Origin of the sequence: Paenibacillus glucanolyticus NBRC 15330 (assembly GCF_004000885.1) — a bacterium.
GTDB classification, from domain to species: domain Bacteria; phylum Bacillota; class Bacilli; order Paenibacillales; family Paenibacillaceae; genus Paenibacillus_AQ; species Paenibacillus_AQ glucanolyticus.
In genome coordinates this window covers 103473-119505 of sequence record NZ_BIMC01000008.1, presented here as the reverse complement: position 1 = coordinate 119505, position 16033 = coordinate 103473, and the positions used below count along the sequence as shown (strand labels likewise).

Annotated in this window: 15 protein-coding genes; 8 read left to right on the top strand and 7 right to left on the bottom strand. The window is 50.8% G+C overall.

The annotated features are described in order from the left end of the window. Window positions 1-51 precede the first annotated feature (51 nt). From PGL02S_RS14135 to PGL02S_RS14120, 4 genes are all read right to left on the bottom strand, one after another. Window positions 52-612, bottom strand: a complete 561-nt coding sequence (locus tag PGL02S_RS14135) for a hypothetical protein (RefSeq protein ID WP_228029884.1) — start codon at window positions 610-612, stop codon at window positions 52-54. 172 nt (window positions 613-784) lie between these two features. After that, window positions 785-982: a YwbE family protein gene (locus PGL02S_RS14130; RefSeq protein WP_006208161.1), complete on the bottom strand. Its 198-nt coding sequence runs from the start codon at window positions 980-982 to the stop codon at window positions 785-787. Between the two features lie 189 nt (window positions 983-1171). Next, window positions 1172-1981 carry a C40 family peptidase gene (locus tag PGL02S_RS14125; protein WP_006208160.1) on the bottom strand — a complete coding sequence of 270 codons (810 nt, stop codon included), beginning with the start codon at window positions 1979-1981 and terminating at the stop codon, window positions 1172-1174. Between the two features lie 459 nt (window positions 1982-2440). Continuing rightward, window positions 2441-3205, bottom strand: coding sequence for a pirin family protein (locus PGL02S_RS14120; RefSeq protein ID WP_036638711.1), 765 nt, complete (start codon window positions 3203-3205; stop codon window positions 2441-2443). Window positions 3206-3442: 237 nt separating this feature from the next. Between PGL02S_RS14120 and PGL02S_RS14115 the strand changes: the two genes are divergently transcribed. Further along, window positions 3443-4129, top strand: coding sequence for a response regulator transcription factor (locus PGL02S_RS14115; RefSeq protein WP_036638709.1), 687 nt, complete (start codon window positions 3443-3445; stop codon window positions 4127-4129). Beyond that, entirely contained in the window at window positions 4126-5619 is a 1494-nt protein-coding gene (locus tag PGL02S_RS14110) for a sensor histidine kinase (RefSeq protein ID WP_036638707.1), read from the top strand. The genes PGL02S_RS14115 and PGL02S_RS14110 overlap by 4 nt, the downstream gene beginning before the upstream one ends. Window positions 5620-5650: 31 nt before the next feature. Here PGL02S_RS14110 and PGL02S_RS14105 read toward each other — a convergent pair whose 3' ends face one another. Next, window positions 5651-6157 carry a nitroreductase family protein gene (locus PGL02S_RS14105; protein WP_235187331.1) on the bottom strand — a complete coding sequence of 169 codons (507 nt, stop codon included), beginning with the start codon at window positions 6155-6157 and terminating at the stop codon, window positions 5651-5653. A 389-nt stretch (window positions 6158-6546) separates the two neighbouring features. Between PGL02S_RS14105 and PGL02S_RS14100 the strand changes: the two genes are divergently transcribed. The 6 genes from PGL02S_RS14100 (at window position 6547) to PGL02S_RS14075 (ending at window position 13047) form a co-directional block, all read left to right on the top strand. Then, entirely contained in the window at window positions 6547-7248 is a 702-nt protein-coding gene (locus PGL02S_RS14100; protein WP_006208153.1) for a response regulator transcription factor, read from the top strand. Continuing rightward, complete coding sequence (locus PGL02S_RS14095) at window positions 7245-8252, top strand: sensor histidine kinase (protein WP_036638705.1); 1008 nt, start codon at window positions 7245-7247, stop codon at window positions 8250-8252. Before PGL02S_RS14100 ends, PGL02S_RS14095 begins: the two co-directional genes overlap by 4 nt. Before the next feature lie 198 nt (window positions 8253-8450). Next, complete coding sequence (locus PGL02S_RS14090; RefSeq protein ID WP_036638703.1) at window positions 8451-9221, top strand: ABC transporter ATP-binding protein; 771 nt, start codon at window positions 8451-8453, stop codon at window positions 9219-9221. Beyond that, the gene (locus tag PGL02S_RS14085; protein ID WP_036638701.1) at window positions 9196-11145 is read left to right on the top strand and encodes an ABC transporter permease; all 1950 of its coding nucleotides are present in this window, start codon (window positions 9196-9198) and stop codon (window positions 11143-11145) included. The genes PGL02S_RS14090 and PGL02S_RS14085 overlap by 26 nt, the downstream gene beginning before the upstream one ends. 43 nt (window positions 11146-11188) lie before the next feature. After that, the gene (locus PGL02S_RS14080) at window positions 11189-11800 is read left to right on the top strand and encodes a DedA family protein (protein ID WP_036638698.1); all 612 of its coding nucleotides are present in this window, start codon (window positions 11189-11191) and stop codon (window positions 11798-11800) included. A gap of 404 nt (window positions 11801-12204) precedes the next feature. Beyond that, the gene (locus PGL02S_RS14075) at window positions 12205-13047 is read left to right on the top strand and encodes an undecaprenyl-diphosphate phosphatase (RefSeq protein ID WP_036638696.1); all 843 of its coding nucleotides are present in this window, start codon (window positions 12205-12207) and stop codon (window positions 13045-13047) included. A gap of 928 nt (window positions 13048-13975) precedes the next feature. Here PGL02S_RS14075 and PGL02S_RS14070 read toward each other — a convergent pair. Both PGL02S_RS14070 and PGL02S_RS14065 read right to left on the bottom strand, forming a co-directional pair. After that, a complete protein-coding gene (locus tag PGL02S_RS14070) occupies window positions 13976-14971 on the bottom strand; it encodes a Gfo/Idh/MocA family protein (protein ID WP_036638694.1) in 996 nt (331 codons plus the stop codon). Further along, window positions 14968-15966: a Gfo/Idh/MocA family protein gene (locus PGL02S_RS14065; RefSeq protein WP_036638691.1), complete on the bottom strand. Its 999-nt coding sequence runs from the start codon at window positions 15964-15966 to the stop codon at window positions 14968-14970. Before PGL02S_RS14065 ends, PGL02S_RS14070 begins: the two co-directional genes overlap by 4 nt. Between the last annotated feature and the right edge of the window lie 67 nt (window positions 15967-16033).

Genomic DNA, 16033 nt, shown 5'->3' with positions numbered 1-16033 from the left:
TAAGATCTCTCTCTATGAAATTCCGTCATCCTTGTTCATTGCTTCTTGTTTCTACTTCGATTCATCGCTTACGCTGAATTCGATCTCTGCTTGAATCTTGTACCTCTTCGGCTCTTTCCTGTTCGAATCACGCTGCGCCTTCGAATCAATCATAAAGTCCGCAGATCCGTACACCACATACTCTCCTTCAGGAAAACCATTCCTCAGGGAATGAATAAACGCTTTAAACTGTTTATCATCCCCGCCGTTGTATCCGCCACCGCCGCTATAATACTCGCGCAGGGGCTCTCCCTTTTTCAACGTGGTCGTAATATACGGTTCATTCATCGCATAGCTGATGTTATAATCCCTGATGAGCTCCTTCATCGGAAAATAAAAAGCGGAGGCTGCATGGCCGATCGTAATCTCAGCCTCTTCGCCCACATATTCCAGTTCCCCGTATACTTGAACTTTTTCATTTGGCTCGTAATGCTCCTTCTCGCTAACCAGGCGATACACAAAATCCCCATCGGGAACCTCCGCATGACTATCCCTGTCCGCTTTATTCAATGAAAGATTAGACTGAGCCGCCCCCGACATCTCCTGCTCCGCGCAACCTGTAAGAATAAACATCAATATAAACCCCAAGCAAAGGTATCTTCTCATCTTTGATTTCACCTCAACCTCCAGACGGCTCGTGTGGTTACAAAGTTGCATAGATATGCAAAAAAGCCGTTTCCAAAAGTCCGCATAACTGCGAAGTTTTGGAACAGCTCCTCAACTGGTGCATATCAATAAACCGAATCTACGATTCGTAAATGTTCTTAACCCGTCCAACCTGGCCGTCTTGAAGACGCACTTTGATGCCGTGCGGATGGTTCGGCGAATTAGTCAGGATATCCTTAACCACTCCACGGGTTAGCTTCCCCGTTCTTTGATCCTGCTTCAATACAATATCAACCTCAAGTCCCGGTCTGATGTTGGAACGCTGCCCACCATTCATCATCGTCCCTCCTGTTCTCATCATTCATGCTGTTCATTGCGCTATGTCCACCTTACTGAAATCAAAAGCCAAAAGCAAATCTCAACAACAAAGGACTGCCCGTTACGGATCCTTTCAGATCTCATAACCGGGCAGTCCCTCTATCTCATTCCAAGTATGGGGTAACCCCCTATGAATGGATTGGCATTGTTACAGCACACTTCCGCCATACAGGAAGCGGTTTTTCCAAGAGTCGCCGAAGCTGCCTACCAGGACGCCGCCGGATTCTTTTGAATACGTATGCAGCAGCTTGTTGTCTCCCAGATAGATAGCAACATGCGTAATTCTCTGCTTGGACTTGTCCAGTCCCGCATAAGCCGAAGCTGATGATCCTTTATAACTCATGAAGAATACTAGATCTCCGCGTTTCAGTTGATTTACGTTTGTAACCGCTGTTCCTTTATCTTTAACATATTGTCCTTGAGTACGTGAATTACTTGGCAGCGTAATGTTAGCCCCATCCATGAATGCGCGGCGGACAAAGGCCGAGCAGTCAAAAGTTTTCGTTGAACTGCGGTTAGAACCGAATTCATACGGCGTGCCCAGATACTTCATGCCTGCACTGATAACTTTTTCAACGCTGGCATTGGTAGAAGGGGTAGTTGTTCCCGAATTGCCGGAGTTGCTGCCCGAGTTATTTCCAGAATTGCTGCCGGAATTGTTTCCGGAATTGTTAGAAGAGCCGTTGCTTGGGGTAATCAATTTAGATGAAGCGTACCCTTGCTTGCCACTAGAAGTTTTAATCTTATACCAGCCGGAGCTGCTGCCCAGAATTTGAACGCTGTCTCCTTTATATACACGATCAACGACTTTACCGGAAGTCGAAGGCTGACTGCGCATATATACATTTGAGCTTGCTACACCTTTTGTTACAGACTGCGCAGTGGCAGCAGAGACTTCATTCACAGACCCATATCCGTAAGAACCAAGAACTGCTGCTGACAGAAGCGCTCCGGCCATCAATTTTTTAAAGCTTTTTTGCGAGAAAATAAGTATCTCCCCCATCTCGTTAGATTGTGGGATGACGAAATTGTCATTTTTCGTGATCCCGCAATCATTATAGACAGGCTATGTCTTGGGACGCATGCTACCATTCTCACAAAAACGCATGCCAACTATTGGTAAAGAGTAGGACTTTAGTCTCTTTTTATACTTTAATTTAGTATATATAGATTATAATAGAAATAAAAAACGCCAAAATAACCCAACGGGCCCGGTAAATAAACGTCCGGATCGCTCTGTTGGGTCTATCTGCTTATTAAATATACGAATGTATTTCTTACATTTGTGCATGGGGCACCTGATTCAGGTTCTCTTACACCTAAAAAAGAGCCTGTCCAGACGGTATCCCATCTGACAGACTCTAGTTTATCGTACATATTAAATTTCATTCCACTACAATATTGTAAACTTTTCGCTTTACGGTCTCTTGGAATAGAGCGGATATCCAGGGTTTTCCGGTACATCGATCAGAATGACCCGTACATTCTCTTGCGCCTTAAGGTTTATCGTCTCCCCCTGCTTCGTATCCATTACCATAAAGTCCCGATGTTCAAATAGAAGTTTCTCCTCTTCGGAGCTAAAACTGCCGGACCCCCTGACTGCGAGCGCAGCAGCACGTCTGCCGGATTTCAATTCATACTGGGCCTCATGCCCGGCCAGAATCTGGATATCCAGCATCCTCACGTCTACGGATAGATCCGTTGGCGCAGAACCGCCAATCATCGTTTTGACCAGTCCGCCCTGAATGCGGGTTACCGGAAATGAATCCGGTCGATACTGACGACAGGCCGGATTCTGTTTCAACGAATCCCTAAGATACGGCTCGAACCATAATTGGAGCCCTTCTGCATCAGGTCCGGTCAAACGTTCCTCATGCGTAAGTCCAGATCCGGCCCTCATCAACTGCAGGCCTCCAGGCCCCAATTCGCTGTGCATTCCCTGTGAATCCTTGTGTACACCCTTACCCTGCATCATATACGTCACGATTTCAAAACCTTGATGGGGATGGGGTGCAATATAACCTTCAACAGGCGAGCGGAACCAGGACCAATAGAAAAGAGGTCCCACCCGGGTCACAGCCGACCCTTCTCCAGAGAAACCGATCGGCTTCAGCTCTGTTATCCTTCCTCCGTCGAGAGAGCCCTTGCTCTGATTCTCAGGTGGATATACATTTCCTATCATGTCCAGTCTCCTCCTTTCACCCATCCATGATTGACCTTGAACAGGTGTTCACCTTGATATCTCGGCTTTAAGATAGTATTAACGATAACAGAATATATATCAACATCCTTATTTTCCCTGATTGAGAATGCATATTTGCGAATCACCTTCAGTTTATTTTCAGTTCGCTTTCAGACTTCATTCAGTTAGAGAACGTATGATACAGTTAAAGGAACGAAATAAGAGGAGTTTTGAGTTATGGAATCTGTTCACCGTATTCGCATTTTGCTTGTCGATGACGAGCCGCATATCCTGCAATTTTTGGAGTTGGGATTAAGAAATGAAGGCTTTGAGGTGCGCTCGGCCCCCGATGGAGAACAAGCAGTTATAGTAGCAAGCAACTTCGAGCCGCATGTCGTCGTGCTGGATGTGATGATGCCGGGGATGGACGGTCTGGAGGTGTGCAGACGCTTGAAGGAAGAGGGCAAGGATGTCGCGGTGATTATGCTAACGGCCAAGGATGAGATTGATGACCGGGTAAAGGGGCTAACCATCGGTGCGGATGATTATATGGTTAAGCCTTTCAGTTTTGAAGAGCTGCTTGCCAGAATCCAAGCACGGCTGCGCAATCAATTTCCAAACCTGCTGGGTGAAATCCGGCTGGGTTCCTTCACCATTGATGACCGCAAGAAGGAAATTGCATACCAGGGTGAGGCGCTGGAGCTGTCACCTACGGAATACAAGCTGTTGAAGCTGCTTGTGACCAAACACGGCAGCGTTCTGAGCAAATCCAACATTTTGAATATTGTGTGGGATTATGATTTTGGCGGAGAGGATAACATTGTTGAGGTCTATATCCGTTCCCTGCGCGAGAAGCTTGGAGATAAGGAGCACCGGGTTATTCGCACCCTTCGCGGTGCCGGTTACCGGGTGGACTTGTTATGAGAATCCGCGACCGGATACGCTCATCAGGTCCTGGTTCTCTAAGGACGCAGCTGCTGTCGCGTTCCCTTATCGTATTGGCGCTTCTACTGGTGCTGATCGGTGCGCTGCAATATGTATTGATGAAAAATGCCATGTTCCGTAATCAAGCCGAGGCGCTTGCTCTTCAGGTCCGCTCGCTCCCCAAGGAGCTCTGGGAACCTGACCGCGAGCCTCGTAACCGGCCTGCACTTCCGGATAAAGACACCGATCAGGAGAACCCTCGCCAGCAAGACAAACCCCTGTTCTTTCTGCCGAATATGTCGCTTGCCAAGATTGATATCGATGGGAGCTACTCGGACTTGGCCGCCGACAACGGGCTCATCGCCCCGCAGCTGCCCTCCGAGGATTATACAGCAGTCCTGGCCCAGCTCAAGGAGCGCCACCCCCTTCGATATGAAGTGATCGAAAATGCCGAAGGCACAGAGCAGATCGTTGTCTTTCGCCCTTACGGCAGCCCTGACAGCCCTTCCGGCCTGCTGCAGCTTGGTATGGATACGCAGCCGCTGCACGCGGTTCTTATGCGGCAGCTGATGATTTTTGCTCTTCTGGCCTTGCTTGCCATGGCGGGTGGAATCGCGTTGTATCTGCCTTTACTGCGCCGAACGCTCAATCCGCTCAGCCGAATGGTGGAGACGGTAGAACGCACCGATGCCGGAAATCTGGCCGAGCGTTTTCCCGTTATGCAAGGGCAGCAGGAGATCGACCGCTTGGCCGAGTCGTTTAACGGCATGCTGGAAAGGCTTGAGGATGCATTTCAGGCCGAACGTGAAGCCAAGGAGCAGATGCGGAGGTTTATTGCGGATGCTTCCCATGAGCTGCGGACGCCGCTCACTTCGATTCACGGGTTTCTGGAGGTGCTTGGCCGCGGCGCTGCCGACAACCCGCAGCAGCTGCATGCTGCGTTATCCAGCATGCACGGTGAATCCAAACGCATGAAGAAACTGGTCGAGGACCTGCTGCTGCTCGCCAAGCTTGACCGCAAGCCTGAGCTGCACCTTCAGGAAACCCGGCTCGATCAGCTGCTGCATGAGATGGAGCCCCATCTGAAGATGCTTGCCCAAGGACGGGAGGTATTCTTCCAATCGGCCCCCCTTCTATGCCGATGCGATCCCGACAAGATCAAGCAGGTTATCTACAATCTGTTCCTTAATGCGGTGCAGCACACGAATCCTGACAGGGGGCAGATCCATGTGACGCTTGATAGGGCTGCGGATCATGCCGTACTGCTGGTTCGCGACAACGGGACCGGGATTCCGAAGGAGCATCTTCCCCATCTGTTCGAACGTTTCTACCGGATCGATGAATCCCGGACCAGACAGCAAGGCGGATCGGGTCTTGGACTCGCCATAACCCAGTCCATCATTGCCGCGCAGGGCGGCTCGTTGAGTGTGGACAGTACAGTTAACCTAGGTTCTGAGTTCCGTGCCGAATGGCCGGGGATTATTCCCTAGCCTAAAAACACAGCTTCAAACACCAGCTCATTCAAGGAACGGCGGCCTGTAGGAACCTCGCGCTCCTGCAGCGCCTCCGGAAGTGCCGATTTGTCTCCCGGATAACCAAGCGTAATGACCGCGTGAAGTTCATATTGTGCCGGAATATGAACTTCACGCGGGCAAGCTCACGGTCATAACCGCCAATGGCGCGGGTGTTCAGGCCGAGCAATGCTGCCTGTGAGGCGATTGTGCCCCAGGCTGTTCCCTCATCAAATGCATGACTGCCGCTGGGCGTCCCATTGGCATTCAATGTGTAGGAAATCAGCAGGATCAGGACAGGCGCATGATCGCTCCACTCGCGATTCGCAGGCCGGATAAAGGATGCGAAACGTCTCCGCTCCTCCTCCGTTCGGGCCACAATAAATCGCCATGGCTGTCCGTTGCCCGAGGACGGAACCCATCGTGCCGCCTCCAGCACAGTGTAGAGCACCTCATCTGCAACCGGGCGCGAATCAAACGCCCTCGATGACCATCGGTTCGCATAATGAGCGTGCACAGGGTACCGCCGCCGATCACGAGGACATCCGCCGTCAGTTTCAGCTCATCAATCGCGTTCAACCCATCATCTCCCCGCTCCCTTTTGTCAGTTAGATAAACCTGGATAAAACAACAAAAGGAGATCATGAATAGGGCTCATGATCTCCAGTGGACTGGTCGTTTGCAAATTTATCATAGTTATTCGATTGGAATTATCAAGAATTTTATCAGGTGAGGACACCAGCGTCAAAATATTTTTTGCAGTGAAGCATTGGTTATACGAGGTATGAACTCCACCCAGTCACCCCTATGTACGCTGCCTTGACTCACGCGTTTTTTCCTTATATCCCGACAATTTGGTACAATACAATCGGTAGTAGAATGTCAGATGAAGGGACTATTAACGATATGTTCAAAATTTTCATTGTCGAGGACGATGCCGGGCTGGTCAGCCTGCTGAAAGAGCATCTTCATAAATTCGGTTATATGACGGAGTCCGTTCATGACTTCGAAACGGTACGTGAGCAATTTGAATCGTATGACCCTCACCTCGTGCTTCTTGATATCAATCTGCCGAAATATGACGGCTATTACTGGTGCCGCCAGTTCCGCAGCCTCTCCACCTGCCCGATCATCTTCATCTCCGCCCGCGACGGCAAAATGGAGCAGGTGATGGCACTGGAGAACGGTGCGGACGATTATATTACCAAACCTTTCGATTATGAAATTGCGATCGCCAAAATCAAGAGCCAGCTGCGCCGCGCCTACGGCTCGTATGCCGCCGGACAGAACGAGCGCATCCTGAGTGTCGCCGGACTAACGCTCGACGTTGAACGCCTCTCCCTTTCACTGGAGCAAACACAGACGGAGATCAGCCATACCGAGGCCAAAATATTGGACGAGTTAATGAAGAAACCCGAGATGGTGGTCAGCCGCGACAGGCTCCTGGAGAAAATATGGGATGACCAGGCCTTTGTAGACGATAATACGCTGAATGTGTACATCACCCGGGTCCGCAAAAAACTCGCCAACCTCGGGATCGAGGAAGGCCTTCAAACCGTGCGGGGACGCGGCTACCGGCTGATTCCGAACTGGAGGGATGAAGCTTGAGATTATTTCTGCAGGAGCAGCGTCCCCTAATCATTGTTTATATTGCACAGCTTCTTGTCGTATCGCTGATCTACAGACTTGACGGCTTCCGGAATATCACGGTCAGCCTGTACGCCGGCATCATCAGCCTGCTGCTGCTTCTCGGCTACCTGATCTTCCGATATATTGCCAACCGTTCCTTCTATAAACGACTGGAGCAGCCTCTCCCGGGAGAATCTCTCACCGGCGAATCCTCTGCAGAATCCTCCCACACTCCGCTCGCCGAAGCACTTCATCAGCTGCTTAGAACCCAGTTCCGGCAATACACAACGGATCTGCATAACTACAAGCACAAAATCGAGGGCCATCTTCAGTTCATCAACCAATGGGCCCATCAGATGAAAACACCGATATCGGTCATTCACCTGATTCTTCAGGATGACGATGATCCCCGTTTTGCAGCGATTGGCGACGAGCTGGATCGACTCAAAAAAGGGCTTGATCTGGTGCTGTATACCGCCAGGCTCGATACGTTCGAGCACGATTTCTATGTCGAGAACCTGCCGCTTGAACGCATCGTCCGAGGTGTCACCTCAGAGCAAAAACGGCTGTTTATCCGGCGCCGAATTTACCCCTCCATCCGGATGGAGAGCGGATTAACGGTCGCTACGGACGAGAAATGGCTCTCTTTCGTGCTGACTCAGCTGCTGACTAACGCAGTCAGGTATACCCTGGAGGAACAAGGGCGCTTGTATTTTGACGGTTATGCCCGGGAGGGTAAGGTTGTGCTTGAGATCCGGGATGAGGGCATCGGCATCCCTCCAAGCGATCTGCCCCGGGTGTTCGATCCCTATTTTACCGGAGAAAACGGGCGCCGATTCCGGGAATCGACGGGCATGGGGCTGTTTCTGGTCAAACAAATATGCGATAAGCTCGGACATGCCTTCGAGATCGAATCCAAGTTGGATGAGGGAACGACGGTGCGCCTTATTTTTGAAGGTACCGGCAGCCATAACTCGCACTGATCCCGTATCTGAAGATAAGGGATTGGCTTTGTGCCGGTTCAAATCCTGGTTAAGATGCTTTAACTCAGGTTCCCGAAGCACCGGCTTGCGATGCAAATAGAAACCTTACAAGGTTGTAAGGTAACTGTAAGTTACGAACATGGCATGGACGCGGTCAATTATTTTACAATGATACCATCGTATTAGAGGAGTGAAGATATGCCCATCCTGAGCGTCAAGCATCTATCCAAAATCTACGAGGGCAAAGTGGCGTTTCAAGCGCTGAGCAACATTCACTTCAACGTCACCCAAGGGGAATTTGTCGGCATTATGGGTCCTTCGGGCAGCGGGAAAACCACGCTCCTCAATCTGATTGCCACCATTGATCAGCCCACCGCGGGCGAAGTTATCATCAATGGACGCAACCCTCATCTTCTCAGCAGAAGTGACACCGCTCTGTTCCGGCGCCGGGATCTGGGTTTTGTCTTCCAGCATTTCAATCTGCTGGATACGCTGACAGTTGAGGAAAATATCGTTCTTCCGCTAACGCTGGAAGGTATGGCTCTAGGTGAAATGGACAGCAGGCTGGGCCGGATTGCCAACCAACTCGGCATCGAGTCCATTCTGAACAAACACACATATGAGATCTCCGGCGGGCAGATGCAGCGAACGGCCATTGCCAGAGCGCTCATTCAGGAGCCCTCCCTGATTCTTGCCGACGAGCCCACGGGCAATCTGGACTCCAGGGCTTCCAAAGAGGTCATGCAGACGCTCTCTGCTTCAAGCAAAGAGGCTTCTGCAACGATCCTCATGGTCACTCATGATCCGGTAGCAGCCAGTTACTGTGATCGCGTCTTGTTCATTAAGGACGGACAACTATATAATGAAATGTATTGCGGCGACAACCGGCAAGCCTTTTTCCAGAAAATCATCGATATGCTGGCTCTGCTGGGAGGGGGAAGTCATGACCTTTCGACAATTCGCTTTTAGGAATGTCCTGAGGAATAAGCGGACCTATGCAGCCTATTTCCTAAGCAGCGCATTCTCCGTCATGATTTTCTTTGTCTGTGCTTTGTTCCTGTTCCATCCTGCCATTGCAAATGAGATGTTCTATCCGGTTGTAATTCAGGCCATGGTCGGAGCAGAGCTGATTATGTATGTGTTCTCGTTCTTCTTCGTGCTGTATTCCGTCGGGGCTTTTCTCAAGACACGCAAACGCGAGTTCGGCATTCTGTTCATGCACGGGATGACAGACCGCCAGTTTAACAAGATGGTGTTTCTCGAAAATATGATCATCGGCTTAAGCGCCATAGCAACGGGTATCGTATTCGGCATCATTACAGGCAAGCTGTTCCTGATGGCCGGTTCGGCATTCCTTGGCATTCCGCCCCTGCCGTTTCGATTGCCGCTGCGCGCGCTTGGGCTGACCGTTGCAAGTTATGTACTGCTGTTCATCATTATCTCGCTGTGCACATCCTGGCTAATTCGGCCCAAAGCGTTAATCGAATTGTTTCAATCCGGGCAACGTCCGAAAACCGCACCCGAGACATCACCATGGCTATCGGCACTGGCCGCTGTCCTGCTGATCGTCAGCTACAGCCTGGCGGCCACGACAACGGCCTCAACCCTCGAGCTGCGCATGTTCCCGGTAACCATAATGACGATAATCGGCACCTATCTGATCTATTCTCAGCTCGGGGTTGCTCTCGTTCGCAGGCTGAAGCGGAGCCGCAGGTTAACCTGGAGGCGAACCAAACTCATCTCGCTTTCGAGCCTGCAGTATCGGCTCAGGGATCACGCCCAGATGTTCTCGATGGTGACCATCGTGCTGGCCGTGTCTTTTTGCTCGGTTGGCGTATTTGCCTCCATCCCGGTGCTTACGAAACAATTCAACGAGGATTATCCTGCCGCCATCGGCTATCTTGCCAAAGCAGGTGATACCTTCGAGAAACAGCATTTGAATGAAATCAAGCAGGAGCTTGAATCTAAAAAAATACCGTTTGAAACGCTATCGTTTCGCGTTAAATATACGGAAGCCACATCGGCCTCCGCTCTGGATCAGCCTGTGGAGAATCCGTTAGCCTTGATATCCTTCTCCGACTACAAGGCAGCGGTGCTGATGGCGGGGCTGCCGTTCGACGAACAGCCGCTTCGGGGCGAAGATGCGCTTGTTCTGATTGCTTCTCAAAATGACAGAGCCTATACCCGCAACCGGGAGCACGCCTCTTACCAGCTTCAGGATTCCGGAATCAGGGTGCACGAAATCGGTTATTCCGATCATGTCGGCGTGCCGGAATATTTGCTGCCGGAGATGGATGACGATTCCCGCTTCGGCGGGCTTGTCGTCCGTGATGCGACCTTCGCCGCCATCACGGACCCGGTACGACAGGAACGGTACACCGGCTTTTACGTGGATGATTTCACGAAAACGGAAGGCATCGTTCCCCATCTCGCGCCGCGAGGGGCCGTACGTTATGAGATGGGCCAGCCTTACGCGCTGGCGGTCAGCGGCACGCTGTTTGCCCTGCGGGACAGCCTGTATAATATGCTGCTCTTCGCGGCACTGCTTGTGGGCACGGTGTTTTTTATTGCGGCAGGCAGTTTCCTGTATTTCCGACTCTATGCCGACCTGGATTATGACCGCAGGCATTATGCCACGATATCCCGGCTCGGGATGACTGATAAGGAGTTCCGGCGAATCGTAACCGGACAGCTGGCGCTGCTGTTTTTTGTGCCGATTGGCCTTGCGATTGTGCACAGCATCTTTGCGTTTATTGCGCTGCAGAGCTACTTCTATCTATCCATTGCAGCTGAGATGGGGATTGTGCTGATCAGTTTCCTGATGATGCAGGTCCTGTACTTCTTCTTCATCCGCAGTCAATATCTGCGCAAGCTGAAGCAGTCACTTATATAAAGGGTGGAAGAGCCGTCCTTATCTTTTGAAAGAGGTGTAACTTTTGGAAAACTGGATTACGGATATTATGGAGCAATTCGGCTACATCGGCATTCTGCTCATGATTGCTCTGGAAAACGTGTTTCCTCCGATCCCCTCCGAGGTCATTCTTACCTTCGGCGGATTCATGACAACCTATACGAAATTGACGGTGCCCGGCGTCATTATTGCCGCTACGATCGGCTCTGTGGTCGGTGCGGTTATTCTGTACGGCATTGGCCGTCTGCTCGATGTCGAGCGGCTTGAGAAGATTGTGGATCGCTGGGGACATATCCTCCGCGTGAAAAAAGACGACATCCGCAAAGCGGATGCGTGGTTTGATAAATACGGCTACTGGACGGTGCTGTTCTGCCGCATGATCCCGCTGATCCGGAGCTTGATCTCCATCCCAGCGGGCATGTCCAACATGAAGTTCGGCATGTTCCTGCTCTTCACCACCATCGGGACCTTGATCTGGAACATCATCCTGGTGTCCGTTGGAGCCGCCGTCGGCGATTCATGGGAGAATATCGTGGCCTTCATGGACGTCTACTCCAATATCGCTTATGCTGTAATTGCTGTGGCAGTTATTGCGTTTTTGTTCTTTTTCTTCCGCAAGCGGAGAAAATCCGCATAACGTCAACTTGGGATTACGACATGAAATGACCATGAGATCCGATTGGGCTCGTGTTTGAGTGCGAATTGATCAGGCGTTTGGCACGCAGTTCGCACGCATGGGTCGCGTAATTGATCATGCATTCGGTCGTTTTGTTCCACGCATGGTTCACGCGTTCGGTTGGCATTCGCGTTCGATCGCATTGATTCACGCATGGGTCACACGCATTTGATCACGCACTCGGTCGTTTTGATACACTCATGGGTTACGCATTCAATCATACATTCGGTCGTTTTGATCCACGCCTGGGCACGCACTTGTCGCACATTCGATCACCCATTGATCAGGTTATTTCATGCCATACATCATTAACATCATTACGGTTTAACATTTTATATTATCATGTAAGGGAGAGGCTGTAGGTCATGGATTTTTTAACCATCCTCAAAGCAATTATTCTGGGAATCGTCGAGGGACTGACCGAGTTCGCTCCTGTATCCTCAACCGGTCATATGATCATCGTTGATGACATGTGGCTTAAATCCGAGGAGTTTCTGACGAAATATGTAGCTAACACATTCAAGGTTGTCATTCAGCTTGGCTCCATCCTGGCGGTCATCGTTGTGTTTAAAGACCGTTTCCTGGACCTCTTGGGACTTAAGCGCAAAAAGCCTGAAGCCGGCGCTCCGGCTGATACAGGCAGACTGAAACTCAGCCAGGTTATCGTAGGATTGATTCCTGCGGGTATCCTCGGCGTATTGTTCGAAGATTTCATCGATGAACATTTATTCTCTACCGAAACAGTGCTTATTGGACTTGTGATCGGGGCCATTTTCATGATCGTTGCCGACAAAGTCAGCTCGAAAAAAGAGCCGAAGGTTGTGTCCGTCGACCAAATTACGTACAGGCAAGCCTTCAGCGTCGGACTGATTCAGTGTCTGTCGCTCTGGCCGGGCTTCTCACGCTCCGGCTCCACCATCTCCGGGGGCGTCATGGTCGGCATGAGTCACCGCGCGGCAGCGGACTTTACCTTCATCATGGCTGTACCGATTATGTTCGGGGCCAGCTTCCTGTCGCTGCTGAAGAACTGGGAATACTTCACCCTGGAGGCCCTTCCGTTCTTCATCGCCGGATTTGTAGCGGCCTTCGTATTCGCTCTGATCTCCATCCGCTTCTTCCTGAAGCTGATTAACCGGATCAAGCTGGTACCGTTTGCGATCTATCGGATCGTGCTCGCTGCTGTAATTGCATTGGTGCTGTATCTGTAAGTGAGTTGGGTAACTCTGTGGGTGATTTGTGGGTGATTGGTAAGTCTCTGCGTTTGAGTCTCTAATAATGAGTCTCTATGAACCCGTTAGAGCTGTGGAGACGCTTAGCAGACATACCGTTGCTCCAACTACTGTAGTTCCCCGGATTGCTGATATGATTCATCATACGAAGAAATCCGGGGCAAAGGTGACCACTCCGCTGTTCCGGAATCGATTGGTTCGCTTCGCTGATTCATGTGAGTGGTGCTCCTTTTAGAGTAAAAAGGCAGGTCAAGATCTAAAAATCTTGCCCTGCCTTTTGTTATTTCAGCTGCCAGGTTCCCACGAGTTATTGGGTTCCTCTATTCGAACACCTTGACCTTGATTACTGATAACCGTGATTCCTAATGCGTTACTGTGCCTAATGCGTACTGTGCCTGCTGTGTTACTGTGCCTAATGCGTTACTGTGGACGAAGGTATGGAGACTGGAGTATTGCAAGGCTAACAACGGAGGCTGTTCCGGACCAGAAATCCGTTATTTTCGAAAAATCGACTCATTTTTAAAATGAGCGGACACCAGAGCCGTTATTATACAAAATTATGCTCAACAACTGCTCATTTTCGGGGAATAGCGGATCTCTTGTCCGTAACCTTTGCGAAAATGCCTAGTTTCCACCAAATAAGGTACTCTGTGTCCGCTAGCGATTCACGATTTTAATTTTGCCTATAACAACAGGCTGTTTCCCCATACAAGGCCATAAGGATACCAAAAGGAACCGGCGCGGTTTTGATCTTTTTTGCCAACATAACAAACCCCTTCGAATATACGTTTCGAAGGGGCTTATTTAACGATTTATTCAAGTCACTCCGGTCCTGATAATGGAATGACTCCTTATAGCGCCAAAGACTGCGCCGTGAACAAAGGCACGGCCCTATCTACAAACCATATTACCCCTGCGCCTTCAGCTGGACGGTGCGCTTGGTGCTTGCGGACTCGTACGCTGCAATGGCGACACGGGCAGAGTAGTAACCGTCCTCACCGGTTATTTCAACCGGTTTGCCGTCGCGGATGCTTTCCACAAAGCTGTTCACAAGACCTTCGTCCATATCGTCGCCCCAGAAGCTCCATGCGGCCTTGCCTGTCACATCGCTGTAAACGTCGTTCTTCTGGGCGAAGGAATCGATGTTCAGCACACCCTTGGTGCCAATAATCTCAAGTGTCACATCTCCCCAGGTCGGGAAGGTGCGGTTACGGGACCAGCTCGGGTCCAGCACGGCTACAACGCCATTCGCGAATTTGACGTGCACCATGCCTGCATCATCAATCTCCGTGTCATTGAACAGGGTTTCCGCGTGGGCATAGACTTCCTCTGCCTTGCTGCCGGTAAACCAGTGCATCAGATCCATGACATGGACGGTATGGTCCAATACGGCTCCGCCACCCGATTTCTCCCGTTCAATAAACCACCCCCCGGGCATGCTGCCCCGATTGGTCCCCTTCATGGCCAGAATATCGCCGATCTGTCCGGCGTCAATCGCTTCCTTGGCCTGACGTACGGACGTAATGTAACGGCAAGGAAAAGCGGTCATAAGCTGAACGCCGTTATCCTTGCACACTTGGATCATCTCCAGCATCTCCGATTCAGACAAGCCTAAAGGCTTCTCACACAGGACATGCTTGCCCGCTGCAGCAGCGTGCTTGGTGATTTCCGCATGACGCGAATTTTCCGAACAGATCACGACGGCATCCAGTTCCTCTGCCAGCAGCTCGTTATAATCCGCATAGTACCGAATCCCTCGATCCACGGAGTATGGTCGCACGCGTTCCGCGTCTTCATCCGCGATTCCGACTACCTCGACATCATCCCGCTTCAGCATGCCCAAAAGATAACTTGCTGCATGCATATGGGCGAAGCTGATAAATCCTACTTTCACTTTCTTCATAAAACTGTCCCTCCGATCGTCACGGGCTGTCCGGTCTGAGCCGATTGCTCCGCCGCTTGAGCGATTTGAACAGCATAACAAGCATCCTTGATGCTTACGAGCGGCTCGCTGCCGTCACGGATACACTCGATGAAATGCAATACCTCTTTATAATAAGGGTCATGGAGGCTTGGACTTGCGGGAACCTGTACCGCTGCTCCATCCCCTGCCTCTGCGCTTACCCGTTTAATGTCCAGGGACTGCACCTGATTGCTATCGAATCTGATGATTCCTTGATCTCCGGAAATCTCGAACTGTGTCGTAAACGGTCCGGGATACCCCCAGTAGCCGGTTAAACTCGCAATTGAGCTATTTTTAAAATGAAGCGTCAGCTGGGCGTACTCCATCTCGGGCTCGGCCCGTTTAACAATGGAAGCATATACCGACTCCACCTCCCCGAACAGCCAGCAGGCGAAATCGATGTCATGAATCATGAGATCCATAATAACGCCGCCGCTTTTGCCAGGGTCGTTATACCATAAATCCATGCCCTGCGGATAGGACCCGTACCGCTTAAAGTGAGCCATCTTCGGCGTTCCAATATGACCGGAGTGGGCCTTCCGATAAGCATCCTGATAGTTCGGAAAGAATCGGACGACATGTCCGATAAACAAACGGACTCCGTGCTTTTCGCAGGCCGCCTTCATCTCCTGTGCATCCTCCAGCGTTAAAGCTGCCGGTTTTTCGCAGATGACGTGCAGCCCTTTTTCAGCCAACTTCAGTACAAACGGTTTATGGAGATAGGTGGGCAGACACACCGCAACCGTTTCCAAATCTTTTTGCTCCAACAGCGAATCTACATCCGTGTATGCCTTCGCCCCGGTCAAGGCAGCAGCCTGCTCAGCCCGTTCGGCGTTCAGATCGACCACGCCCGTTACCGTTACGCCCGGCATTTTCGCCAAATTATGCGCATAGGCCATCCCCATCGTTCCACAGCCCAATATCGCTATGTTCATGCTTATCCCTCCAGTATGCCTATAATGACCTGAATCAATAGGTGATGCCGTATCCACGGTCCGCGAA

Bases quoted from the DNA above. Each gene is read 5' to 3' on its own strand.
- PGL02S_RS14120 (WP_036638711.1), bottom strand. From the start codon at position 3,205: ATGATAGGAAATGTATATCCACCTGAGAATCAGAGCAAGGGCTCTCTC.
- PGL02S_RS14130 (WP_006208161.1), bottom strand. From the start codon at position 982: ATGAATGGTGGGCAGCGTTCCAACATCAGACCGGGACTTGAGGTTGAT.
- PGL02S_RS14115 (WP_036638709.1), top strand. From the start codon at position 3,443: ATGGAATCTGTTCACCGTATTCGCATTTTGCTTGTCGATGACGAGCCG.
- PGL02S_RS14070 (WP_036638694.1), bottom strand. From the start codon at position 14,971: ATGAAGAAAGTGAAAGTAGGATTTATCAGCTTCGCCCATATGCATGCA.
- PGL02S_RS14065 (WP_036638691.1), bottom strand. From the start codon at position 15,966: ATGAACATAGCGATATTGGGCTGTGGAACGATGGGGATGGCCTATGCG.
- PGL02S_RS14125 (WP_006208160.1), bottom strand. From the start codon at position 1,981: ATGGCCGGAGCGCTTCTGTCAGCAGCAGTTCTTGGTTCTTACGGATAT.
- PGL02S_RS14085 (WP_036638701.1), top strand. From the start codon at position 9,196: ATGACCTTTCGACAATTCGCTTTTAGGAATGTCCTGAGGAATAAGCGG.
- PGL02S_RS14135 (WP_228029884.1), bottom strand. From the start codon at position 612: ATGTTTATTCTTACAGGTTGCGCGGAGCAGGAGATGTCGGGGGCGGCT.
- PGL02S_RS14100 (WP_006208153.1), top strand. From the start codon at position 6,547: ATGTTCAAAATTTTCATTGTCGAGGACGATGCCGGGCTGGTCAGCCTG.
- PGL02S_RS14075 (WP_036638696.1), top strand. From the start codon at position 12,205: ATGGATTTTTTAACCATCCTCAAAGCAATTATTCTGGGAATCGTCGAG.
- PGL02S_RS14110 (WP_036638707.1), top strand. From the start codon at position 4,126: ATGAGAATCCGCGACCGGATACGCTCATCAGGTCCTGGTTCTCTAAGG.
- PGL02S_RS14090 (WP_036638703.1), top strand. From the start codon at position 8,451: ATGCCCATCCTGAGCGTCAAGCATCTATCCAAAATCTACGAGGGCAAA.